The following is a 22,805-nucleotide window of genomic DNA, read 5'->3' as shown; positions in this document are numbered from 1 at the left end:
GTTAATCTTATGCTCCCCGGAAGTGGTAATCTTTGTGGCAATACCACGCATGATACATATCATTATAAAAACAGTATAAATTCTGCAAAATAAAATGTCAATTAAAAATGGACAAAACAGCAAATTATATGTATAATGTACCTATGAAATACAAGTTGATAGGATTGGATTTGGACGGGACACTTTTAAGGTCGGACAAATCATTGGAAAAAAGCACGATTAAACTGCTTGAAGAATTAAGTAAAAAAGGAATACATATTGTGCCAATAACCGGCAGACCACTCAGCGGTGTGCCACAGGCGGTAAGAGAGATTGACGGTGTTGACTATATCATATCAAACAACGGCTCAAAGACAGTGGACAACAAAACGGGTGCAGATATTTTTTCGCTTGCTATGACAAATGAGCAAAGCCGTGAGGTCATCACGCAGGTTAAAAAAACAGGTGCCATGTTTGAGGTGTTTACCAACCACTTCGGCTACTGCGAAAAAAGTGTATTTGAGCATTACAAGGATGAGTTTGCAGGCACGGTGGTCGGAGATTATATTTTTTCCTCAAGAAAAAGGATTGACAGCATAGATGCATTATTTGACAACACGGGTAACGAGGCAGACGAGGTTTTCATCATCTGCAAGGATGAAGCCGACAGAGAACGTATCAAAAAACACACCGACAAAATCAGCGACATCCAATACTGTATGCTTGCAGACAGATTTTTAGAAATTACAAAAGCCGGCACAGACAAGGGCACTGCATTGCAAATGCTGTGCAATCATTTAGGAATAGGCTTAAACGAGGTTATTGCCTTCGGCGACGGAGAAAACGATTTGCAATTTCTACAAAAGGCAGGTACGGCTGTCGCAATGGGTAACGCTGTCGACTGCGTAAAGGAAATGGCAGATATTATTACAGATACAAATGACAATAACGGTGTTGAAAAAGCATTAAAAGACCTTATCGGTGATTAATCCGACAAGGTCTTTTACTATATTGCACAACAAATAGTTTTTGATTTTTGTTGGTGCCGGGAAAAATCCCGACACCAACCATACAGCATATAATATGCCATAAGAGAGGGTTCGCTAAAGCGAACCTTGCCTAATTGTAGGCAAGCCGCAAAATACGGGTAACCTGTACCCTATAAATAAATGATTAATAATTAATCATATATCTATTAATCTCCCATTGAGAAACAGAGGTTTTGTATGAATTCCATTCTTCTCTCTTGCCCTCAATGTAATTGTTAAACACGTGCTCACCCAACACCTCTTTGATGAATGGGTCAGCCTCTGCCTCCTTGATAGCCTCCTCAAGTGAACCCGGAAGAGAATCAATACCTGCCTTATTCCTTTCTTCATCGGAAAGTTCAAATACATTCTCATCAAATGCAGGTGCAGGCTTCATACCCTTCTTAATTCCGTCAAGACCTGCTGCAAGGCAAAGCGCCATTTCAAGATAAGGATTGCATGCAGGGTCGGGGCTGCGAAGCTCAACTCTTGTTCCCTTACCACGAGATGCAGGAATACGTACAAGAACGGAACGGTTTGATGTTGACCATACAAGATATGACGGTGCCTCGTAGCCGGGAACCAATCTTTTATATGAATTAACTGTTGGGTTTGAAAATACTGCAATGCCCTTTACGTGTGCCATAATTCCTGCTATAAAGCTGTAAGCCTCTTTGCTTAAGCCAAGCTCACCGTTAGGGTCATCAAATACATTTTTGCCTGTCTTAAGGTCGCAAAGTGACATATTGGTGTGCATACCCGAGCCTGCTATACCCTCAACAGGCTTTGGCATAAAGGTTGCGTGAAGGCCGTGCTTTGTTGCATATGTTTTTACAACATGCTTAAAGGTCATAACTCTGTCGGCACTTGTCATAACATCACCGAATTGGAAATCAATCTCGTGCTGTCCCTTTGCAACCTCATGGTGTGACGCCTCAATGGTATAGCCCATTTCCTCAAGTGCAAGGCAAATATCACGACGGCAATTCTCGCCGTGGTCAATAGGATTAAGGTCAAAATAGCCTGCCTCATCACCTGTTTCAAGAGTAGGAACTCCGTTTTCGTCAAGCTTGAAAAGGAAAAACTCACATTCAGGACCAACATTGAAGCCGTATCCCATCTCGGCAGCCTCATCAATAACCTTTTGCAAAACGTTTCTCGGGTCGCCCTCAAACGGTGTTTCATTATCTGCCTTGTATACAGAGCAGATAAGTCTTGCAGTTTGAGCATTAAGATGCTTTCTCCAAGGGAAAACTGCCCAAGTGTCAAAATCAGGATGCAGATACATATCGGATTCATCAATTCTTACAAAGCCGTCGATAGATGAGCCGTCAAACATACAGCTGTTGTCAAGAGCTTTTTCAAGCTGTGAAAGAGTAATGGCAACATTTTTCATAATACCGAAAAGGTCGGTAAACTGAAGTCTGATAAACTGAACTCCGTTTTCTCTTGCTTCCTTTAGAATTTGTTCTTTTGTGTATTTACTCATTATAATAAATACTCCCCTCTCTGTTATAAAAAACAAAGGCATCCCGAAAAAATCGGAACGCCTTTGTTCTTACTGCTAACATTATATATCGACATTTTACCAATGTCAACAATATATTGTGTATTTTTTTATCTTTGTAAAATATGCAAGGATATTGCATTGAATAACGGATTACAGTTTGTGGAAATCCCCCAACACACTAATTCAAATTCAAAAATTCTTCGCTGACAATCTTTTTTGCAAGGTCGGTAAAATACTTTACGGTTGCCCCTGACTTTGCCTGCTCGCCTGCAATCTCATCTGTATAATCACTAAGCCTGTAAACAGAAAATCTATAACCGTTACCTGTATTGTGATAAAAATCAATAACCGGTGCAAGCTTTGCAGATGTAATCTTTATTTCGCCGTCGATGCGCTCAACGGTAATCTCTGCCATACCTCCGCACATTTGATTAAGGTTAACCTGATGCGAAATGAAATTGCCGATAGAATAATACACAAGCATTTTCTTACCTGTCGTCTCATTAGTCACCCATTCAACAGGCTGAAGCACGTGCGGATGAGTTCCTATAACAATATCCACTCCGTTGTCGGAAAAGATTTTTACATATTTTCGCTGAAGCTCATTAATCTCGTGGCTGTTTTCGGTGCCCCAATGCGGGAATACGATTACACAGTCTGCGTTTTCTCTTGCCTTTTTGATGTCGGCAGTAACCTTTTCTTCATCGAGCATATTAACGCACCAAGGCTTATCATCCGGAATTGGAATTCCGTTTGTGCCGTAGGTGTAGTTGAGGAGTGCAAACTTAATACCGTTTTTTTCATAATATGTAACGGTATTGTATTCCTCCTCTGTTTTGTTAGTACCTATATGCACAACCTCGGGATGCTTTTCAAAAAAGGTACATTCTGCCTCAATGCCTGCAAACTTTTGCACATCAAGAGAATGGTTTGTTGCACAGGTAAACACATCAAAGCCTGCGTTGATAGCAGCCTCGCCAACCTCCCAAGGAGTGTTAAAGCATGGGTATCCGAGATATTCAAAGTCCGGACCTCCAAGCATGGTTTCCTGATTAATGCAAGCAATGTCGGCAGACTTTACATAATCGGAAATATTATCATAAAACGAGCTGTAATCAAGGCTTCCGTCATCCTGCTTACCTGCATCAATCAATGTGTTGTGGATAAGATTGTCACCAACAGCAAGCAAGGTAACCTTTGAATTGACAGGTGCTGCCTCTTCTGTTACGGCAGGCTTTGTTGATGTAACGGTTGGGTTAATCTTATCTCTGTCGGCGGTGACCTTACCGCTGACAGCAAGGCCCACAACAACCGCAACGGCAACGCAGGCAGGAATTACAAGCGACAAAAGTCCCCTGCCCGAATTCTTTTTTTCTTTAGCCATTTAATCACCGTAGCCTTTCAAGCTTAAAGTGTGTAATTATTTTGAAGAAATAAAGGTATAAACAACGTATCCGAGGTATCCCGTCAGAGATACAACGCCCTGCCAACGCTGAAGCTTTTTGGTAAACAATGTCGGAATAACGGCAATAGCAACTGCACATATGCAAATAATCATATCAAATACAGAGCCGGGTGATACAATCAACGCACCCTGTCCCTTGCCCATAGATACAAATGAGCAAATAGGAAGAATAAGTGCAAGGTCAATAATGTTTGCACCGAGAATATTACCTACAGACAATGCACCCTCTTTTTTACGAAGAGCAGTAATTGTTGTTACAAGCTCCGGCAACGATGTGCCGATAGCAACGGCAATAACACCGATTACTCTTTCACTGATGTGCATTTCCTTTGCAATTCTTGTTCCGCCGTTGATGAGGAGCTGTGCACCCGCAACGATACAAACGGCACCGATAACAAACATAGCGATGTTCTTTATCCAATCGGCAGCGGTTGTGTTTGCCTTTGTAGGAGTAATTCCATCCTCCTCCTGCAAGCCGATACCGTGAGGGTCCGGCTCAATTTGGTTTGAGCTGTTCTTCATAGAAATAAAGTTTTCGATAAAGAAAGCAATGAAGATAGCAAAAAGTACAATAACACCGATTGTTGAAAGAGTGTGATACTGACCCTCGTAGCCGTCAACTGTGATAAGCCCCGTAAGACCTGTACCCATTGTAATAGCAATAGCAGCAGCAAGCATCATAATGGCTTTTGGCGCAAATTCCTTACGTTTTACGGCAAAAGGCATACAAACAATGAATATACCCATAATCATAGCTGTGTTTGCCGTTACAGAGCCGATAGCATTACCGGACGCCATATCAACCTTGCCGCCTGCAGTTGCAACAACAGACACAATCATTTCAGGCAACGTGGTTGCAATAGACACAATAGTCGCACCGATAACAAACTTCGGCACACCAAGCACCTCTGCAATCCAGCTTGCACTGTCAACAAACCAGTCGCCGCCCTTGATAATAAGAATTAAGCCGAGAACAAACAAGGCAACAACTATGCCAAGATTGGCTGTTGCAAAAAAGCTTTCTAAAAATTCCATTTTTTCTCATTGCCTTTCCGGCTACAAATCAAGTATTAATAATCACGTGTTGATCCTTGTTGTAGCCGAACAAGGCGTGATGTGATTATAAAGATAATATAGTATAATATATTATTACCTATTAAATCCTATGTAAACAAAAAGACGCAAAGCACTGCCCGCGTCTTTTTCATTTTAATTTTACGATTACTCGTGGTCGCAGCAGCCACACTCGCAATCGTCATCATATTCGATGTCGAATTCCAAAACCTCACCGCAGTTAGGGCACTCAAACTTGCCCTCCATCACTGTATCCTCATCAACAGTAATCTGCTCACCGCAGGTTGGACATTCAACCTCAAACTCTTCGATTTCATCATCGCAATCACAGCCGCAATCGCAGTCATCATCGTACACAAAATCCTCAAGGTCTGCAAGGTCCTCGTCAACAGCGTCAATCTGCTCGCCGACAAGCTCCAAGCCCTCTGTCATATCATCAATGTCCTCTGTAAGATTTTCAAGTACGCTAATGATAGCATTAAAAACCTTTGTTTCCTTTTTGTTTGGGTCCAAATCAAGACCGTCAATAAGGCCCTTGAGGTATCCCAAGCTTTCTGATGTTTCCATATTATAACAACCTTTCAATAATTATGCTCTTTCCATGTATTCACATGTTCTTGTATCAATTCTTATCATATCGCCCTCGTTGATGAAAAGAGGAACTCTGATTTCTGCACCTGTTTCAACAGTTGCCGGCTTAAGAGTATTTGTAGCTGTGTTGCCCTTAATACCCGGCTCGGTTGCAGTAACCTGAAGGGTTACAAATGTCGGTGGCTCAACACCGAACACCTTGCCTTTATATGACAAAATCTTACATACATCATTTTCCTTTACATAGCGGAATGAATCAGGAAGATCTGCCTCTGATACAGGAACCATATCGAATGTCTCGTTATCCATAAAGTAGTAAAGACCTTCATCGCTGTATGAATAAGCCATATCTTTTCTTTCAATATATGCTGTTGGGAACTTTGCTGTTGGGTTATATGACTTTTCAACAACAGAGCCTGTAATAACATTCTTTGTCTTTGTTCTTACAAAAGCGGCACCCTTGCCCGGCTTTACGTGCTGGAATTCTATAACCTGCAATACGTTGCCGTCCTCCTCAAAGGTAACTCCGTTTCGGAAATCGCCTGCACTAATCATAAATTTATACCTCCGTATATAATATTACTCATTTATTTTATAATATTTCACACAATAGGTCAATACCCATTTTGTAACTATCTTTGCCAAATCCGTAAATTTGCTTTACACAAACATCGGTTATAACGGAAATTTTGCGAAAATCCTCTCTTTTATGAATATCGCTCATATGCACCTCAACAAAAGGAGTGTAATCCGCAACCGCCTCAATGGCATCACGAATAGCATATGAATAATGAGTATATGCACCTGCGTTAAGCACTACACCGTCAAACTTATCCTTGCTTTCGTGAATAGCGTCAATAAGTGCGCCCTCGTGATTTGACTGATAAAAGTACATCTGTGCGCCCTTGCTCTCGCCGTATGATTTAAGCTCTTTGTTTATGTCATCAAGGGTTTCAGCACCATAGACATTCTTTTTTCTTACCCCGGTCATATTAAGATTAGGACCGTTCATAATCAAAATTTTCATGATAACATCTCCGTAAAATCTAAAGGGGTGACTGTGCTGTCACCCCTCAATGTATGTACTTTATTACTTGTACTTTCTCTTACGAGCAGCTTCGCTCTTCTTCTTACGAGCTACTGAAGGCTTTTCGTAATGCTCTCTCTTTCTTACTTCCTGGATGATACCATCACGAGAAGTTTGGCGCTTAAATCTGCGAAGTGCGCTATCAAGAGATTCATTCTCCTTAACTTTTACCTGACTCACTGTATTCCCTCCCTCCGACCATCGGGGGTTATTTGATAAATTTCTATATCGCAAAGATTATAATAAATTATGCTATCCTTGTCAAGCATTTTGCAAAATTTAGTGCAAAAAATCAATATTTTGTCACTTTTTGTAACCGTCACTTACATTTAACACTCTTTACAGCTTCAGGCTTTTCACACTTGCACATCACTACATAGCAACAAAGTTTACAAGCTTGCCCGGAACATAAATCTCCTTTTTAATTTCCTTGCCGGCAAGCAGCTCTGCCATCTTTGGCTCTGCCTTTGCGGCAGCCAAAACATCATCCTTTGCCATATCAACAGGTACGGTAATCTTTGCACGCACCTTGCCCATAATTTGAAGAACGATTTCGACATTGTTTTCCTTTGTCTTCTCTTCATCATACTTTGGCCACTCAGCTTGATTAACCATTCCGCCAAAGCTCATTACCTCCCACATCTCCTCTGTAACGTGAGGGGCAAACGGATTTAACAATATTGTAAGTGTTTTAAGCTCTGCTTTATTACAGCCCTTTGATGTAAGCTCGTTAACCAAGCTCATCATTGCCGCAATGGCAGTATTTGCCTTGAGGTTATCAATATCCTCGGTAACCTTCTTGATTGTTTTATGCATAAGTGCCTCCATCTCAGGAGTGTACTCATCGCCGTCAACAACCTTTTCCTGCAGGTTCCAATACTTTTCAATAAACCTCTTGCAGCCCTTTATAGAATCCGAATTCCAAGGTGCTGCCTTTTCAAAGTCACCGATAAACATCTCATAAAGACGCATTGTGTCTGCACCGTAGGTATCTACAATTTCATCGGGATTAACAACATTACCTCTTGACTTTGACATCTTTTCGCCGTTCTCACCCAAGATCATACCGTGAGAGGTTCTCTTTTGATAAGGCTCTGATGTAGGAACAACACCGATATCATAAAGGAACTTGTGCCAAAATCTTGAATAGAGAAGGTGGAGTGTTGTGTGCTCCATACCGCCGTTGTACCAATCAACAGGGGTCCAATACTCTGCAGCTTCTTTAGAGATAAGCTCCTTGTCGTTATGAGGATCGCAGTATCTGAGGAAATACCATGATGAGCCTGCCCATTGAGGCATGGTGTCGGTTTCTCTCTTTGCCGGTCCGCCGCAGCAAGGGCAGGTTGTGTTTACCCAATCAGTCATCTTTGCAAGCGGTGATTCACCTGTGTCGGTAGGCTCGTATGATTCAACGTTTGGAAGAGTAAGCGGAAGCTCGCTTTCATCAAGAGGAACATATCCGCACTTTTCACACTTAACGATAGGAATAGGCTCGCCCCAATATCTTTGACGAGAGAATACCCAGTCACGAAGCTTAAAGTTGACCTTTTGATGTCCCTTGCCCTCTTTTGTGAGCCACTCTGTAATAGCAACCTTTGCTTCCTCAACAGTCATACCCGTGAGGAATGATGAGTTTGTCATTACACCTGTTGCGCAATCGGTGAACGCTTCGTTTTCCACACCGACCTTTGAGCCGGCAACAACCTCAATAATAGGCAAATCAAATTTCTTTGCAAATTCCCAGTCACGAGTATCGTGAGCAGGAACAGCCATAATAGCACCTGTACCGTATGATACAAGTACATAATCTGAAATAAAGATAGGAATTTCTGTATTGTTAACAGGGTTAATACCCATTACACCCTTGAGCATAACACCTGTTTTTTCCTTGTTAAGCTCGGTTCTTTCAAAATCCGACTTATGTGCGGCCTCATCCTGATATTTACGTACCTCATCAAGATTGGTAAGCTTGTCTGCCCACTTTTCAATGTAAGGGTGCTCCGGAGAAATTACCATATATGTAGCACCGAACAATGTATCCGGACGGGTTGTATAAACAGTAAGAGTATCGCCGAGTGTTGTACCGAAATCAACCTCTGCACCTGTTGAACGACCAATCCAATTGCGTTGCTGAGTCTTTACCCTGTCGATAAAGTTTACATCGTCAAGGTCCTTAACAAGACGGTCTGCATACTCTGTAATCTTAAGCATCCACTGACTCTGCTTTTTACGAATAACCTCGCTGCCGCAACGCTCACAAACACCGTTTACAACCTCCTCATTTGCAAGAACGCACTTGCAGGAGGTGCACCAGTTAACAGCCATTTCGGACTTGTATGCCAAGCCCTTCTTAAACAGCTGAAGAAAAATCCACTGTGTCCACTTGTAGTAAGACGGGTCGGTTGTGTTTACCTCTCTTGTCCAATCAAACGAGAAGCCGAGAGCCTGAAGTTGTTCCTTAAAGTGTGCAATGTTATTTTTTGTAACCTCTGCCGGATGAATATGGTTTTTGATGGCAAAGTTTTCTGTCGGGAGTCCGAAAGCATCCCAACCCATAGGATAAAGAACATTGTATCCCTCAAGTCTTTTCTTACGGGCAACAATATCAAGTGCGGTGTAGGAACGGGGATGACCTACGTGAAGTCCCTGTCCGCTCGGGTAAGGAAACTCTACCAAGCAATAGTATTTAGGCAGAGTAAAATCCTGCTTTGCCGCAAATGTATTTTGGCTGTACCAAACATTTTGCCACTTTGATTCAATTTGCTTAAAATTATATTCCATTATGTCAGTCCTCCATAGGAATTATTTACTGATTTATTTATTCTTTAACTATAATATCGTCTATATCGACCTTTTCGCCATCCTCCCAAAGACGCTCAATTTGATAAAAACCGCGTTGTTGCTTTAGAAGAATGTGAATAACACAGCCTACATAGTCAAGGCAAATCCATTCGCTTCGCTCACCCTCAATGTGATGAGGCTCGTAGCCTGCCTCCTTTAGCTTGTATTCCACCTCGTCGGCAATAGCCTTAAGCTGTGTATTTGTGTTTGCAGTTGCGATAACAAAATAATCAGTCAACACGGTAATGTCCGACACCTTGATAACCTCAATGTCGTCACCGCGCTTGCTGTCGATTGCTTTAACTGCTATCTGTGCTATTTCCAAATAATTTTCCTTACTCATATATTAATCCTTTGCGTTATTAATCTGTGTGATCACCCAATTATAGCAATGAAGGGTGTCGGGATGAATCAGGCTGTTTTTGCCTGCCAAATCCCTGATGGTAAACCTTAATGCGTAAAGCATGGCCTCAAGCAAGGATTTATCGGCAAGTGCCCTAACAGTATCCACATCGGGATAGTCTCTTTCCTCGCTTGTTAAATCTGCAAGATATATCAGCATTTCAAAATCGGTCATATCTGCGTGACCTGTGGTATGAAATCTTATTGCGCTCAATATATCCTCATCATCAATATTCAGCACACCTTTAACATAAGCCGCCCCCGACATTTGATGATACACCTTTTTATTATTTTTTTCAAGTTCTGTTGGAATAATACCAACATTATTCATATATTCTTCCTGCAGTGAATAATCCGTTTCCTTGGTAATATCGTGCAAAATTCCTGCAAGATAAGCCTTTTCTTCATCCAGACCGTAAATGCGAGCAAGCTCTCTTGCTCTTTTTGCAACATTTATGCTGTGGTTAAATCTATACTCGGAAAGGCTGCTCTTAATTAAATCTATATACCCATTATAATCATACATAGAGCCTATGCTCCTTTATATACTCTTCAACCCTTTTAGGAACATATTGTGAAATATCTTCGCCTTGACTGACGGCGTTCCTTATCTGAGAGGACGAAACATCTATCACCTCAAATTCGGAAACAACAACATCCTTTAGCGACGGATGCTGTGCCTTAAACTCAAGCATTTGACTGTACTGATTGCCCTCCCTTGCGGCAGTTACAACGGTTGCAAGAGATAAAATTTCCTCATACTTATACCAATTTTCAAAATAGAAAAACTGATCTGCACCGATAATCAAATACAATTTGTCATTCGGATATGCCCGCCTTAATTCCTGCAAGGTCAGATAGGTGTAGCTTTTACCGTCGTGCCTGAATTCTATATCACAAACCTCATCATCGCCTACGCATAGCCTAAGCATATTAATCCTGTGCTCACCGTCAATTAAATTGCCTGACGGCTTGTGCGGTGGGTTTGCCGTCGGGATATATATCAACCTATCAAGCGACAAGGAGTCTTTGTAATGCTTTGCAAGTGCAAGATGTCCGTTATGAACGGGGTTAAATGCTCCGCCGAAAATACCGATTCTCATATTGTATTACTTCGTTCTGCTTGGCTTTTTGTTTTTATCCTTATTCAAGCGGTCGTAAACTGCATAAGGATTTTTAGCTTCTTTTTCTCTCTGCCTTTGACGAAGACCTTTAATCTTTACCTTTTTCTTGGCCTTTGCCTTTGCATTACCGGAGCCTCTTTTTCTTTTCTTTTCCTCAATACGCTGAGGGTCGGCCTCTCTGTAAAGCACAATTACTCCGCCGATAACTTGAATTACATCCGCACCGAGCCTTTGGGCAAGCTGTGGTGCAATTTCCTTTGGTGTTTGCGGTGCAGTTTCAAGGTGAACACGGATTTTGATAAGCTCTCTTACATCAAGAGTATCATCAATTTGAGTAATCAAATTATCCGTAATTCCCTCCTTGCCGATTTGAATAATAGGCTCAAGAGTATTTGCCTTTGCTCTCCAGGCTGCTCTTTCCTTTGATGTCATATATTTTTCTCCAATTCTTTACATAGTAATCTCAAGGCGTTGCCTCTGTGAGAAATCTTATCCTTTTCCTCACCCTCATACTTTCCGAAGGATTTGCCGTTAATGATGAACAGCGGGTCATAGCCAAAGCCTGCATTGCCGTCGCGCTCAAAGCCGATAGTGCCGTGGCACTCACCTCTAACGGTAATTTCTCTGCCGTCGGGGAAAACACAGCAAATTGCACAAACATAGTAAGCCGTTCTCTTTTCCTTATCAACACCCTCAAGCTTTTTGAGAAGAAGGTTGTTATTATCCTCATCGTCGGCATTCTTTTCGTTATCAACGCACACACCGTCGTGAATTTCTATATTCGCAAACCTTGCGGAATATATGCCCGGAGCACCGTCAAGATAATCAACACAAAGTCCGCTGTCGTCTGCAATAGCGGGAAGACCTGTAATTTTGCATGCCGACTCTGCCTTGATTTTTGCATTTGCCTCAAAGGTGTCGCCGTCCTCAACAACCTCCGGAAGCTCGATTCCAAGCATTTTTGCAGTAACAACGTTTATGCCCAACGGCGACAATATTCTCTGCATTTCCGCAAGCTTTTTCATATTATTTGTTGCAAGAATAAAATCCATTATTCATCCTCCCCGTCAGCATTATCATCCTGACGCGTTACATTTTCATTGATGAAATCAGCGATAGTGCTGTCATCATCATGGGTAGGCTTGATGTCAAACATTGCAGACGCAAATGCCTCTGCGTCAAACGGCTGGAGGTCATCAATCTGCTCGCCGACACCGATAAACTTAACAGGAACATCAAGCTCGTTGTTAATCGCAAGAACAACTCCGCCCCTTGCGGTGCCGTCAAGCTTTGTGAGAATTATACCCGTAATGCCTGCCGCTTCCTTAAAGTCCTTCGCCTGATTAACGGCATTTTGACCTGTTGTTGCATCAAGAACGAGCAAGGTTTCTCTGCTTGCATCCGGAAGCTCTCTGTCAATAACTCGGCTGATTTTATTAAGCTCGTCCATTAAGTTTTTCTTGTTATGCAATCTGCCTGCCGTATCAATAATTATTACATCGGCGTTTTTTGCCTTGCCTGACTGAATTGTATCGTACACAACAGCGGCAGGGTCTGCACCCTCTGCATGCTTAACAAGCGGAACATCCGCCCTGTCTGCCCAAACCTGAAGCTGCTCAATGGCACCTGCGCGGAAGGTATCGGCGGCACCAAGAACAACGCTTCTGCCCATAGACTTAAGTCGCATTGCAAGCTTGCCTATCGTTGTTGTTTTGCCAACTCCGTTTACACCGATAACAAGAATAATTGACGGCTTTGTGCGCAACGAAAGATAGCTACCGCCCCAAACAACACCGGCAACGATGTCCTTGAGGGTTTCCCTAACCTGCGGCACGCTTGTAATATTATCGTTTTCTATTTTTTCCTTTAGGTCGCCGATTACTCTTTCCGCCGTCGGAAAGCCAACATCACCCATAATGAGAATTTCCTCAAGCTCCTCAAAAAGCTCATCGGTGATTTTTTCGTGGGATTCGATTGTCTCGTTAATCTGAGCAACCATTCCTGTTTCACGGGTTTTCTTCAAACCCTTTCTGAATTTATCAAACAAGCCCATAATAATTCCTCGCTAAATGTTTGTCATATGTATTATGCTTCAAGTCCCATCTGCTGTGCAAGCTCTGCGGACTGAAGCTCAAGAAGCTTTGAAACGCCCTTTTCCTGCATAGTAACACCATACAAAACATCTGCCTCCTCCATAGTACCTCTACGGTGAGTGATGGAGATAAACTGTGTTTTGTCTGTCATACGGCGCATATATTTTGCAAAGCGTTCAACATTAACATCGTCAAGTGCCGCCTCAACCTCGTCATAAATACAGAATGGTGACGGCTGAACCTTAAGAACGCTAAAGAGCAATGCCATAGCTGCAAGCGACTTTTCACCGCCCGAGAAAAGATTAATGTTTTGTACCGATTTACCCGGTGGCTGAATTTTAATCTCTATTGCAGATTCAAGGCAATTATCAGGCTCCTCAAGAATAATCTCACCGTTGCCTCCGCCGAAGAAATCGGCAAAGCAGGTTTTGAACTCGGTGTTAATCCTGTTGAACTGAGCCATAAACTTTTCGCTCATAGAAGAGGTCAAATCATCAATAATTTTTGCAAGCTCTCTTTTGCTCTGCTCAATGTCATCAATCTGTTCCTTAAGGAAGGTGTACCTTTCGGATACCTCCTTGTATTCCTCGATAGCACCTACGTTGATTGAGCCGAGTCCCTTTATTGCAACCTTAATTTCATGCAAACGCTTCTTGGCCTGAGCCATATCCTCAATTACAATGCCGAGAGCCTGCGCCTCCGGCTTTGTAAGCTCGTACTGCTCAAAAAGCATATCGCCGAGCTCGTCGTATTCCTTTTTCATATTAGCCTTGCGTTCCTCAAGTCTGACAATATCGGCCGACAGCTTTTCCTTATCGGCAAGAGTTGACTTTTCGGTGGCACGAAGCTCACCCGACTGCTTTTCAAGCTCGTTTCTGCTGTTAATCTCGTTTTGAATATCAGCTGTGCTTTCGCCTGCTTTTCTGCGTAGCTCGTCTGCCTCGCGCTTAACATCATTGATAGAAAGAATTAGTGCCTCGTTCTTTGCCTTAATTTCATTTATCTCGTCGGTAATGGTACGAACTCTGTCTGACTGGGTAGACTTGCGAAGCTCAAGCTCCTCAACGGATAGTCTTGCCGCCTCGCTGTCCTTTGTTAAGGTTACAATTTCAAGGTTAATCTGCTCTGTTTTTTCTCTGATTTCATCACGCTTTGCGGAAAGCTCCTGAGCATTTGCGGAAATTGAATTAATTTCCTGCTCGGTATCGGTCATCTGCTTTTCAATCTCATCTGCCTCCTGCTGTGCGTTTGTGATAGCCTGACGAAGCAAAAGTATTCTTCCATCGCTGTTCTCCTGCTCTCGCTTCAGAGCATCACACTGACTGACAGATGATGAGAGCTTGTCCGAAATCAGCTTATCGTCGCCCTCGGCACGAATGAGTTCCTCCTTGGCATTGCGAAGGTCTGCATCCGCTCCCTGCAAATCGGCATATGCAAGGCTTGCATCCTCGGTAGCTTTTTTAAGCTCTGCCTGAACAGTCTCAAGCTCCCTGCCGATTTTTTCGGTTTCTGCCTTTAGCTCATCAATAAGATTGGCACGTGAAAGCACACCGCTGCCCTTACCCTTTGAGCCACCCGACATTGAACCGCCGGGATTCATAACCTGACCGTCAAGGGTTACAAGCTTATATTTGTTCTTGTATCTTTTTGAAATTGCAATAGCACAGTCAATATCCTCGACAACCATTACCCTGCCAAGCAGATTTTCAACAATGGCTCTGTACTGCTCGTCACATTCAACAAGATTTGAAGCAATATCCACAAATCCGAAATTGTCATCCAAATCCTTTTCCTCAATGTATCTTGGCTTTATAGCTGATATTGGGAGGAAGGTTGCACGACCGATATTGTTTTGCTTCAAATAATTGATGGCACGCTTTGCATCGCCCTCTGTTGAAACAACAATGTTTTGCATTGTAGCACCCAAGGCAATCTCTATGGCTGTTGAATTTTCGTTATCAACGGTGATAAGCTGTGACAATGTGCCGTGAATACCCGGAAGAGCTTTGCTTTGACTTTGCTTAAGCACAGCCTTTACTGCACCGGAAAAGCCCTCCATATTTTTCTCAAGATCCTCAAGCACTCGTGCACGGTCTGCTTTTTCTGCCATTTGACGCGCAAGTGACTCTGCCTTTTGCTTAACCGCCTCTGCTTTTTTCTGCTTTGCATCAACCTTTATTTGATAGCCCTCAAGTGAATTTTCGTATTCGCTGATTCTTTCCTTCAAAAATTCAAGATTGCTTTTGCTTTCCTCTGCCTGAGATTTAATGTATTCAATATCCTTTTCGGCATTTTCAATTTGAGCCGCTATGGTATCCTTGCGAGAATTAATCTCATCTATCGACGAGGTTGCCTGTGACATCTTAACCTTGCTGTCGGAAAGTTTAAGAGTTAACGATGTGAGTTGTTGATTAAGCTCAACCGACCTGTCGGAAAACTCAAGATTTTCGCTTTGAACCTTGTTTAGTTCATTTACAACAGACTCGAGCTCTGCGCGCTTTTGAACAATCTGCTTTTCTGTATCCGCAATAAGTTCATTTTTTTCAGCAATCTGCTCATCAATAGAAGCACCTGTGCCGTCGGCGTCGTTGATATCATCGGTAAGCCTGCCGATTATATCGTTATTATGCTCAAGGGTTGCGTTGAGAACGCTGATTTCGCCGTCCTTGCGCAGTGCCTCCTCCTCAAGCTGTGAAGCATTAATTCTTCTTTGTTCTATATCAAGATTGATAGATGTAATACCCTTTGCGGTTTCTTCAAGCTCCTGCTCTATTCTTGCAAGGTCTGCCTCACAGATTTCGTACGAAGCTCTTACTGCGTCAATCTTGTGCTCCTGTTCTCTCAAATCAACCGTAAATCTGTTGATTTTATTTAACCAAACACCGATTTCAAGAGTCTTCTTTTCCTCACTGTACTCAAGGAATTTTTGAGCCTTTTCGCTTTGAGTTTTAAGCGGACCGACACGACCTTCAAGCTCACCGAGAATATCAAGAAGCCTTACAAGATTTTCCTGTGCCTGATCAAGTCTGCGCTCGGCATCCTTTCTCTTGTGACGGAAGCGGGATATACCTGCCGCCTCTTCAAAGAGCTCGCGCCTGTCCTCGTTCTTTGCAGAAATGATAGAATCAATCTTGCCCTGACCTACCATAGAATATCCGTCAGAGCCAAGACCTGTATCCATAAACAGCTCGTGAATATCCTTTCTTCTTACAGACTCGCCGTCAATTTTATATTCACTTTCACCGGAGCGATAATATCTACGCGTTACTGTGACAATCTCGCCATGGTCCTTAAGTGCTGCGTCGGAATTATCAAGGGTTAAAGTAACCTGTGCAAAGCCCAATGCCTTTCGCTTTGATGTACCGCCGAAAATGACATCCTCCATCTTTGAACCGCGAAGCGACTTTGTGCTTGTTTCACCGAGAACCCAGCGAACAGCATCGGAAATATTACTTTTACCCGAGCCGTTTGGTCCTACTACCGCTGTAATACCCTTACCGAAATTCAATTCTGTTTTGTCAGGGAATGACTTAAATCCCTGCATTTCCAATGATCTAAGTAGCATATTTTTTACCGTCTTATTATTTTCAAATCGTTTTGAGCAACCTTATCGGTTACCGTTACTTTTATATTATATCCCTCTTCCATAAGGAAGTAGATGTTTCGTTTTTGTTGCCCTTTTAGTTGAGATACAGATCGAGGATTAACCATTATCTCGTAATCACCGGGCTTGTATTTAAGTATTCTGTTGAGCATATATCTGCTCTTAACTATTTCGCCGAAGGATTCGTGATATGCTCCGGCAACAGCATTTTTCTTTATATCGTCCGATGCGTGAAGCCCAAGTCGAATAACCTTAATCCCCGCATCCTCAAACATCGGCACAAGCCTTGTACAAAGATTTGCCGCATCATCCACGGTTTGCGGCTTAAACACCTCATCCTCGTATAGCCTTGCAAGCATTGTTCCCTTTAACACAACTGTCGGATAAATACGAACAGTTGACGGTTGAAGTGCTATTATCCTTTTTGCAGTTTCAACAGCTTTTTCGTCTGTATCAAGATAAAGTCCCGTCATCATTTGAAGACCAAGCTCAAAGCCGTAGGACTTAATCAGCCTTGATGCATTTTCTACATCCTGAGCCGTATGACCGCGAAGATTTGCCTTTAGCACCTCATCATCCATGCTTTGAGCACCGAGTTCAATCGACGTTACGCCGTATTCCTTAAGAATATCCAAAATCTCGTTGTCAATACAATCGGGGCGGGTGCTTATCCTTATACCCTTTACTCTGCCGTCGGCAACATATGTATATGCTGCTTTCAACAACGACAGCATATATTCCCTGTCTATCGCAGTAAACGATCCGCCGAAAAACGCAATTTCGTACTCATAGCCCTTTTTTCTTAATGCCGTTTCGACAGCGCAAATCACATCGTCACAGGTTGGCTGCTTTTGGTTGCCCGTAATGGTTTTTTGGTTGCAAAACGAGCATTGCTGCGGACAGCCGAGGTGTGGGATAAAAATGCTTATATTACCTTTTTTCATATAATACCCATAAGCGAAAGTGCTTCCTTCGCCGCCTCCTGCTCTGCCTGCTTTTTACTTCTGCCTACACCCCTGCCGACAACATTGGAGTTAAGGTGTACCTCTGCCTCAAACATCTTGTCATGGTCAGGGCCCTTTTCGCCGACAATAACATAGTTCAGGGTTTCGTCCTTGTTTTGCTGAATAACCTCCTGAAGCGTGGTTTTGTAATCCTTAAACAAAATGTGATGAGTGTTTATGTCACGAGCAAGAAAACGAAGGATATGCTTTTTTGCAGGCTCAATTCCTCCGTCAAGATATATTGCCGCAATAAGTGCCTCAAAGGCATTTTCAAGATTTGAATCTCTGTCACTTCCGCCTGTTTTCAGCTCCCCTCTGCCAAGCAAAAGAAAATCACCGAGATTAATCTCTCTTGCAAAATTTGACAGAGATTGTGTGCATACAAGCGATGAACGAAGCTTTGAAAGCTCGCCCTCTGCCATATCGGGATACCTTTCGTACAGATATTCTGCGGACACAAAGCTTAAAACTGCGTCGCCCAAAAATTCCATTCTTTCGTTATTGAATTTTTTTTGGTTATCATTTGCATATGATGAGTGCGTTAAAGCCTCCTGCAAATACTTCTTCTTTTTGAAGGTATAACCTATATTTTCTTCTAAAACTGAAATATCCATAGCTACTCTTGCGATTGCAGTTCCTTCTCTATTTTATTTATCAAATCGGTTTTCAAAAACATAACCGCCTGCTTAATTGCATTCTTAAAGCATCGTGCGTCCGCCGAGCCATGTGCCTTTATTACCGGCTTTTTGACACCGAGCATTACCGCACCGCCGTACTCCTTATAATCAAACTGCGCCTTCATATCATTTATTCCGGAGCGAACTCCAAGGTATGAAAGCTTGCTTAATGTGTTTTTGTAAAATGCATCCTTAATTCCCTGCATAAGCACCTTTGCAACGCCCTCGTAGGTTTTTAGGATAAGATTGCCCGTAAAGCCGTCGGCAACCACAACATCTGCATCACCAAACGGTATCTGCCTTCCCTCAATGTTGCCGATAAAATTGTACGGAGCATTTTTCATCATTTGATATGCCTCCTTAACAACAGGAGTTCCCTTTGTTTCCTCTGTACCGTTATTTGCAAGCGCAACGGTTGGATTTTGCACACCGAAAATATTTTGCATATAAATTGAACCTAAAAGGCCAAACTGACACAGATACTCACTTTTGCACTCGGCATTTGCACCGCAATCCATAAGCACAAACGGCTTTGCGGCACTCGGCATAACCGAAGCAATGGCAGGGCGCTTAACGCCCTTTATTCTTTTTGTAATAAGTGTTGCACCGACAGTAATAGCACCTGTATTGCCTGCACTTACAAAGGCATCGCCCTCGCCATCGTTAAGGAGCTTAAAGCCTACCGCCATAGAGCTGTCGGGCTTTCCTCGCAAAACAGCCTTGGCATCATCGCAGTTGTCAATAACCTGTGTGCAGTTTACAATTCTTGTATTTTTAAGTGCAATACCGTTATCCTTAACGCAGTTGTTTATTACTGCTTCATCACCGAGCAAAACAAGCTCGTCGATACCGTATTCGTCAACAGCAAGCATACTGCCCTTTATTATTTCAAGCGGAGCATTATCTCCGCCCATTGCATCTACAATAATTTTCATACCTTCTCCAATGCCCTTTGAGCAAGAGCCATATATCTTTCCCGTTTATCCCTTATCTTTGGTTCAATGGGCGGTAAAATTCCGAAATTAGCACCCATAGGCTGAAAATTCGTTACGCTTTCATCACTGATATACTGCGACAGGGCACCTATCATATTGTATTCACTCAGTACAAGAGACTCTCTGCCCTCGGCACGTCTAACGGCATTTATGCCTGCCATAATACCGGAGGCGGCAGATTCCATATATCCCTCTACGCCGGTAATCTGCCCTGCAAAAAAGATGTTCGGGTTTTTCCTCAGGCTGAAATCTGCATTGAGTAATTTAGGTGAATTCAAAAATGAATTTCTGTGCATTACACCGTAGCGAACAAACTCTGCATTTTCAAGTCCGGGAATCATAGAGAACACTCTCTTTTGCTCGCCGAATTTAAGGTTTGTTTGAAAGCCGACAAGGTTAAACATTGTGCCCTTGCTGTTTTCTCTGCGAAGTTGAACGCATGCCCAAGGCCTGTGGCCTGTGTTTGGGTCAACAAGTCCGACCGGCTTCATAGGCCCGAATCTCGGTGCGTCAAGTCCTCGCTTTGCAAGCTTTTCGATAGGCATACATCCCTCGTACACGTCGAAATCGTGAACAACGGCTCCCTCGGCATTTATCAATTCATTAATAAAAGCCTCGTACTCTGCCTTGTTAAACGGACAGTTAATGTAGTCGTCATCACCGCCTCGGTCGTATCTTGAGGCACCGAACGCCTTTTGCATATCCACGCTTTCGGCAGTTACTATCGGTGCGGCCGCATCGTAAAAGGAAAGATAATCACCGCAAAGCCTTTGTATCTCCTCACCGAGCTTTCCCTCGGTAAGAGGACCTGTTGCAATAATCAAAATCTCGTCATCATCGGGATTGATTGTATCATACACTCTGTTTTCAACCGAGGTGTTAGGATGATTTTTTATCATCTGTGTTACGGTAGAAGAAAAGTCATTTCTGTCAACAGCAAGTGCACCTCCCGCAGGCACTGCAGTTTTTCGTGCAACAGGAACGGTAAGTGAGCCGAGCCTTGCCATTTCCTCCTTGAGTAGTCCTGCGGCACTGTCTATCCTTGAAGCCTTTAAGGAATTAGAACAAACAAGCTCCGCAAAATTTTCACTTTTATGTGCCGGAGAAAACTTAACCGGCTTCATTTCAACAAGAGTTACACGGTAGCCTGCCTGCGCAATCTGCCAAGCCGCTTCGCAGCCCGCAAGTCCGGCACCGACAACTGTAAATTTTTTCATAATTACTTCTTCTTAGGTGCAGGCTTTGTAAATCCGCAGCCCTCTGTATCGGGACAGTAAAGCACATTGCCCTTCTTTCTGAACAACGACTTGTTGCACCTCGGACAAACCTCGTCGGTAGGAGCATCCCAAGTCATAAAGTTACATTCGGGATAATTTGAACAGCCGTAAAACGGTGTGCCGCGCTTTGTTTTCTTTTCTATTACATCACCGCCGCACTCGGGACACTTTGCCTTTGTCTTTGTAACAAGCGGTTTTGCGTTTTTACATTCAGGGAAGCCGGGACACGCAAGGAATTTACCGAAGCGTCCAACCTTAACAATCATCTTTCTGCCGCACTTTTCGCAGACAACGTCGGTTTCCTCCTCCTTGAGTTTAATCTTTACGCCCTGCATATCCTTCTTCGCTTTTTCAAGAGGATCTACAAAATCATCATAGTAAAGACGAATCATATCAATATAATTCTTTTCGCCTGAATCAATCTTGTCAAGGTCATCCTCCATCTTTGAGGTATACTTAACATTTACTATGTTGGGGATTTTTTCCTTAAGAAGATTTGTTACAGCCTCGCCAAGCTCCGTAGGAACAAATTGCTTGCCCTCGCGAACAACATATTCCTTTGAAAGAATGGTTGATGTGATAGTAACATATGTTGATGGACGGCCTACGCCGTTTTCCTCAAGTGCTTTTGTAAGAGAAGCCTCGGTATATCTTGCCGGTGGCTGTGTAAAATGCTGATTGCCTAAAATAGACTTAAGCTTAAGCACATCACCCTCTGCAACAGGAGGAAGCGGTGATTCGCTGTCCTTCTTCTGTGAGTCATCGGTTTTTTCCTCGTACAATGCAGTAAAGCCGTCAAACTTAACGGTATATCCGCCTGCGGTAAAGATGTATCCGTTTGCGGTAATCTCCACCTTCATGGTTTCCTGCTGACAGGATGCCATAAGCGAAGCGATGAATCGCTCCCATACAAGCTTATAAATCTTGTACTGGTCTGATGTAAGCGAATCCTTAACGGAATCCGGAGTAACATTAGGCATTGACGGACGAATAGCCTCGTGGCCGTCCTGAGCGTTACCCTTTGTTTTGTAAAATCTCGGAGTAGACGGCAAATACTTTTCGCCGTACGCCTGCCTGATGAACTCGTTGCCTGCCGCACGAGCCTCGTCCGAAATACGAAGTGAGTCTGTTCTCATATAAGTAATAAGACCGACTGTGCCAAGCCCTTTAACATCAACACCCTCGTAAAGCTCCTGTGCAGCCTTCATCGTTCTTCTTGCCTGGAACGAAAGACGACGGGAAGCCTCCTGCTGCAAGGTTGATGTAATGAACGGAGGTGCAGGGTTCTTTTTTCTTGTACCCTTTTTTACACCTGTAACAACATATTCCGCGTTTTCAAGGTCTGCCAAAATCTTATCCGACTGTGCCTTGTCCGGTATTTTATTTTTATCCGTGCCCACCTTGTTGCCGTCTGCATCCTGCACCAAGGTTGCGTTAAAGCTTTTTCTTTCCGGAGGATTGGTAAACTTTGCATCAATTGTCCAATACTCCTCCGGATTGAATGCACGGATTTCGTTTTCTCTGTCAACAACAAGACGAAGAGCAACACTCTGCACTCTGCCTGCCGAAAGTCCTCGTCTGATCTTTTGGCTTACAAACGGTGAAAGCTTATAGCCGATAAGACGGTCAAGGATACGTCTTGCCTGCTGTGCATTAACAAGGTCAATGTCAATTTGACGAGGGTTTTCCATTCCGTTTTTCACGCCGGTTTTGGTAATTTCGTTAAACGTTACCCTGTTTTTGTCGCTAAGCTTTAGGTCAAGAAGGTTTGCAAGATGCCAGGAAATAGCCTCTCCCTCACGGTCAGGGTCGGTTGCAAGATAAACGCAATCTGCCTTGTGCGCCTTTGTTTTAAGCTCATCAACAAGAGCCTCCTTGCCCTTAATAACAGCATACTTTGGCTCAAAGTTGTGCTCAATATCTACGCTGAGCCTTGCCGCAGGCAAATCGCGAACATGGCCCATAGAGGCAATAACCTCGTATCCCTTGCCGAGATAGCCCTTAATATTCTTCGCCTTTGCAGGTGACTCCACAATTACTAATTTTGACATATA

General features: G+C 43.1%; 21 protein-coding genes. 1 reads left to right on the top strand and 20 read right to left on the bottom strand.

Annotation, left to right across the window (positions count from 1 at the left end; translation table 11 throughout):
* Positions 1-143 precede the first annotated feature (143 nt).
* On the top strand, positions 144-968 hold the full coding sequence (locus Q0P34_RS05450) for a Cof-type HAD-IIB family hydrolase (protein ID WP_294953997.1): 825 nt from the start codon (positions 144-146) through the stop codon (positions 966-968).
* A gap of 184 nt (positions 969-1,152) precedes the next feature.
* Here the strand turns inward: Q0P34_RS05450 and glnA are convergent, their stop codons facing one another.
* The 20 genes from glnA to topA all read right to left on the bottom strand — a co-directional run bounded on the left by glnA (position 1,153) and on the right by topA (position 22,802).
* Positions 1,153-2,496: a type I glutamate--ammonia ligase gene (gene glnA, locus Q0P34_RS05445; protein ID WP_294953994.1), complete on the bottom strand. Its 1,344-nt coding sequence runs from the start codon at positions 2,494-2,496 to the stop codon at positions 1,153-1,155.
* 199 nt (positions 2,497-2,695) lie between these two features.
* Positions 2,696-3,901, bottom strand: coding sequence for a CapA family protein (locus Q0P34_RS05440; RefSeq protein ID WP_294953991.1), 1,206 nt, complete (start codon positions 3,899-3,901; stop codon positions 2,696-2,698).
* 36 nt (positions 3,902-3,937) lie between these two features.
* Positions 3,938-5,017 (bottom strand): calcium/sodium antiporter, encoded by a 1,080-nt coding sequence (locus Q0P34_RS05435; protein ID WP_294953988.1) that lies wholly within the window; start codon positions 5,015-5,017, stop codon positions 3,938-3,940.
* 186 nt (positions 5,018-5,203) lie between these two features.
* Entirely contained in the window at positions 5,204-5,623 is a 420-nt protein-coding gene (locus tag Q0P34_RS05430; protein ID WP_294953985.1) for a CD1247 N-terminal domain-containing protein, read from the bottom strand.
* 21 nt (positions 5,624-5,644) lie between these two features.
* Positions 5,645-6,202: an elongation factor P gene (efp, locus tag Q0P34_RS05425; RefSeq protein ID WP_294953982.1), complete on the bottom strand. Its 558-nt coding sequence runs from the start codon at positions 6,200-6,202 to the stop codon at positions 5,645-5,647.
* Positions 6,203-6,239: 37 nt separating this feature from the next.
* Entirely contained in the window at positions 6,240-6,677 is a 438-nt protein-coding gene (gene aroQ, locus Q0P34_RS05420; RefSeq protein WP_294954001.1) for a type II 3-dehydroquinate dehydratase, read from the bottom strand.
* Between the two features lie 60 nt (positions 6,678-6,737).
* The gene (gene rpsU / locus Q0P34_RS05415) at positions 6,738-6,914 is read right to left on the bottom strand and encodes a 30S ribosomal protein S21 (protein ID WP_022258953.1); all 177 of its coding nucleotides are present in this window, start codon (positions 6,912-6,914) and stop codon (positions 6,738-6,740) included.
* Between the two features lie 192 nt (positions 6,915-7,106).
* Positions 7,107-9,515: a leucine--tRNA ligase gene (gene leuS, locus Q0P34_RS05410; protein ID WP_294953979.1), complete on the bottom strand. Its 2,409-nt coding sequence runs from the start codon at positions 9,513-9,515 to the stop codon at positions 7,107-7,109.
* A gap of 37 nt (positions 9,516-9,552) precedes the next feature.
* Positions 9,553-9,918 carry a ribosome silencing factor gene (rsfS, locus tag Q0P34_RS05405; protein WP_178669363.1) on the bottom strand — a complete coding sequence of 122 codons (366 nt, stop codon included), beginning with the start codon at positions 9,916-9,918 and terminating at the stop codon, positions 9,553-9,555.
* 3 nt (positions 9,919-9,921) lie between these two features.
* Positions 9,922-10,503 (bottom strand): bis(5'-nucleosyl)-tetraphosphatase (symmetrical) YqeK, encoded by a 582-nt coding sequence (gene yqeK, locus Q0P34_RS05400; protein WP_294953974.1) that lies wholly within the window; start codon positions 10,501-10,503, stop codon positions 9,922-9,924.
* Positions 10,496-11,080, bottom strand: a complete 585-nt coding sequence (gene nadD / locus Q0P34_RS05395) for a nicotinate (nicotinamide) nucleotide adenylyltransferase (protein WP_294953971.1) — start codon at positions 11,078-11,080, stop codon at positions 10,496-10,498. The genes yqeK and nadD overlap by 8 nt, the downstream gene beginning before the upstream one ends.
* 6 nt (positions 11,081-11,086) lie before the next feature.
* The gene (gene yhbY, locus Q0P34_RS05390) at positions 11,087-11,533 is read right to left on the bottom strand and encodes a ribosome assembly RNA-binding protein YhbY (RefSeq protein WP_294953968.1); all 447 of its coding nucleotides are present in this window, start codon (positions 11,531-11,533) and stop codon (positions 11,087-11,089) included.
* Entirely contained in the window at positions 11,530-12,153 is a 624-nt protein-coding gene (gene rdgB, locus Q0P34_RS05385; RefSeq protein WP_294953965.1) for an RdgB/HAM1 family non-canonical purine NTP pyrophosphatase, read from the bottom strand. The genes yhbY and rdgB overlap by 4 nt, the downstream gene beginning before the upstream one ends.
* Positions 12,153-13,154 carry a signal recognition particle-docking protein FtsY gene (gene ftsY, locus Q0P34_RS05380; protein ID WP_294953962.1) on the bottom strand — a complete coding sequence of 334 codons (1,002 nt, stop codon included), beginning with the start codon at positions 13,152-13,154 and terminating at the stop codon, positions 12,153-12,155. The genes rdgB and ftsY overlap by 1 nt, the downstream gene beginning before the upstream one ends.
* A gap of 32 nt (positions 13,155-13,186) precedes the next feature.
* Positions 13,187-16,759 (bottom strand): chromosome segregation protein SMC, encoded by a 3,573-nt coding sequence (gene smc, locus Q0P34_RS05375; protein WP_294953958.1) that lies wholly within the window; start codon positions 16,757-16,759, stop codon positions 13,187-13,189.
* Positions 16,760-16,764: 5 nt separating this feature from the next.
* Entirely contained in the window at positions 16,765-17,742 is a 978-nt protein-coding gene (locus Q0P34_RS05370) for a radical SAM protein (RefSeq protein WP_294953956.1), read from the bottom strand.
* Complete coding sequence (rnc, locus tag Q0P34_RS05365; protein WP_294953954.1) at positions 17,739-18,416, bottom strand: ribonuclease III; 678 nt, start codon at positions 18,414-18,416, stop codon at positions 17,739-17,741. The genes Q0P34_RS05370 and rnc overlap by 4 nt, the downstream gene beginning before the upstream one ends.
* Positions 18,417-18,418: 2 nt before the next feature.
* Positions 18,419-19,414: a phosphate acyltransferase PlsX gene (gene plsX / locus Q0P34_RS05360; protein ID WP_294953951.1), complete on the bottom strand. Its 996-nt coding sequence runs from the start codon at positions 19,412-19,414 to the stop codon at positions 18,419-18,421.
* The gene (gene trmFO / locus Q0P34_RS05355; protein WP_294953948.1) at positions 19,411-20,691 is read right to left on the bottom strand and encodes a methylenetetrahydrofolate--tRNA-(uracil(54)-C(5))-methyltransferase (FADH(2)-oxidizing) TrmFO; all 1,281 of its coding nucleotides are present in this window, start codon (positions 20,689-20,691) and stop codon (positions 19,411-19,413) included. The genes plsX and trmFO overlap by 4 nt, the downstream gene beginning before the upstream one ends.
* Before the next feature lie 2 nt (positions 20,692-20,693).
* A complete protein-coding gene (topA, locus tag Q0P34_RS05350; protein ID WP_294953945.1) occupies positions 20,694-22,802 on the bottom strand; it encodes a type I DNA topoisomerase in 2,109 nt (702 codons plus the stop codon).
* Positions 22,803-22,805: the final 3 nt, after the last annotated feature.

This window comes from uncultured Eubacterium sp. (genome assembly GCF_945980375.1).
GTDB lineage: Bacteria > Bacillota > Clostridia > Oscillospirales > Acutalibacteraceae > Eubacterium_R.
Note: the sequence above shows the minus strand (reverse complement) of the source record. Positions and strands in the feature narration are given on the sequence as shown.

Bases quoted from the DNA above. Each gene is read 5' to 3' on its own strand.
- Q0P34_RS05450 (WP_294953997.1), top strand. From the start codon at position 144: ATGAAATACAAGTTGATAGGATTGGATTTGGACGGGACACTTTTAAGG.
- glnA (WP_294953994.1), bottom strand. From the start codon at position 2,496: ATGAGTAAATACACAAAAGAACAAATTCTAAAGGAAGCAAGAGAAAAC.
- Q0P34_RS05440 (WP_294953991.1), bottom strand. From the start codon at position 3,901: ATGGCTAAAGAAAAAAAGAATTCGGGCAGGGGACTTTTGTCGCTTGTA.
- Q0P34_RS05435 (WP_294953988.1), bottom strand. From the start codon at position 5,017: ATGGAATTTTTAGAAAGCTTTTTTGCAACAGCCAATCTTGGCATAGTT.
- Q0P34_RS05430 (WP_294953985.1), bottom strand. From the start codon at position 5,623: ATGGAAACATCAGAAAGCTTGGGATACCTCAAGGGCCTTATTGACGGT.
- efp (WP_294953982.1), bottom strand. From the start codon at position 6,202: ATGATTAGTGCAGGCGATTTCCGAAACGGAGTTACCTTTGAGGAGGAC.
- leuS (WP_294953979.1), bottom strand. From the start codon at position 9,515: ATGGAATATAATTTTAAGCAAATTGAATCAAAGTGGCAAAATGTTTGG.
- rsfS (WP_178669363.1), bottom strand. From the start codon at position 9,918: ATGAGTAAGGAAAATTATTTGGAAATAGCACAGATAGCAGTTAAAGCA.
- yqeK (WP_294953974.1), bottom strand. From the start codon at position 10,503: ATGTATGATTATAATGGGTATATAGATTTAATTAAGAGCAGCCTTTCC.
- nadD (WP_294953971.1), bottom strand. From the start codon at position 11,080: ATGAGAATCGGTATTTTCGGCGGAGCATTTAACCCCGTTCATAACGGA.
- yhbY (WP_294953968.1), bottom strand. From the start codon at position 11,533: ATGACATCAAAGGAAAGAGCAGCCTGGAGAGCAAAGGCAAATACTCTT.
- rdgB (WP_294953965.1), bottom strand. From the start codon at position 12,153: ATGGATTTTATTCTTGCAACAAATAATATGAAAAAGCTTGCGGAAATG.
- ftsY (WP_294953962.1), bottom strand. From the start codon at position 13,154: ATGGGCTTGTTTGATAAATTCAGAAAGGGTTTGAAGAAAACCCGTGAA.
- smc (WP_294953958.1), bottom strand. From the start codon at position 16,759: ATGCTACTTAGATCATTGGAAATGCAGGGATTTAAGTCATTCCCTGAC.
- Q0P34_RS05370 (WP_294953956.1), bottom strand. From the start codon at position 17,742: ATGAAAAAAGGTAATATAAGCATTTTTATCCCACACCTCGGCTGTCCG.
- rnc (WP_294953954.1), bottom strand. From the start codon at position 18,416: ATGGATATTTCAGTTTTAGAAGAAAATATAGGTTATACCTTCAAAAAG.
- plsX (WP_294953951.1), bottom strand. From the start codon at position 19,414: ATGAAAATTATTGTAGATGCAATGGGCGGAGATAATGCTCCGCTTGAA.
- trmFO (WP_294953948.1), bottom strand. From the start codon at position 20,691: ATGAAAAAATTTACAGTTGTCGGTGCCGGACTTGCGGGCTGCGAAGCG.
- topA (WP_294953945.1), bottom strand. From the start codon at position 22,802: ATGTCAAAATTAGTAATTGTGGAGTCACCTGCAAAGGCGAAGAATATT.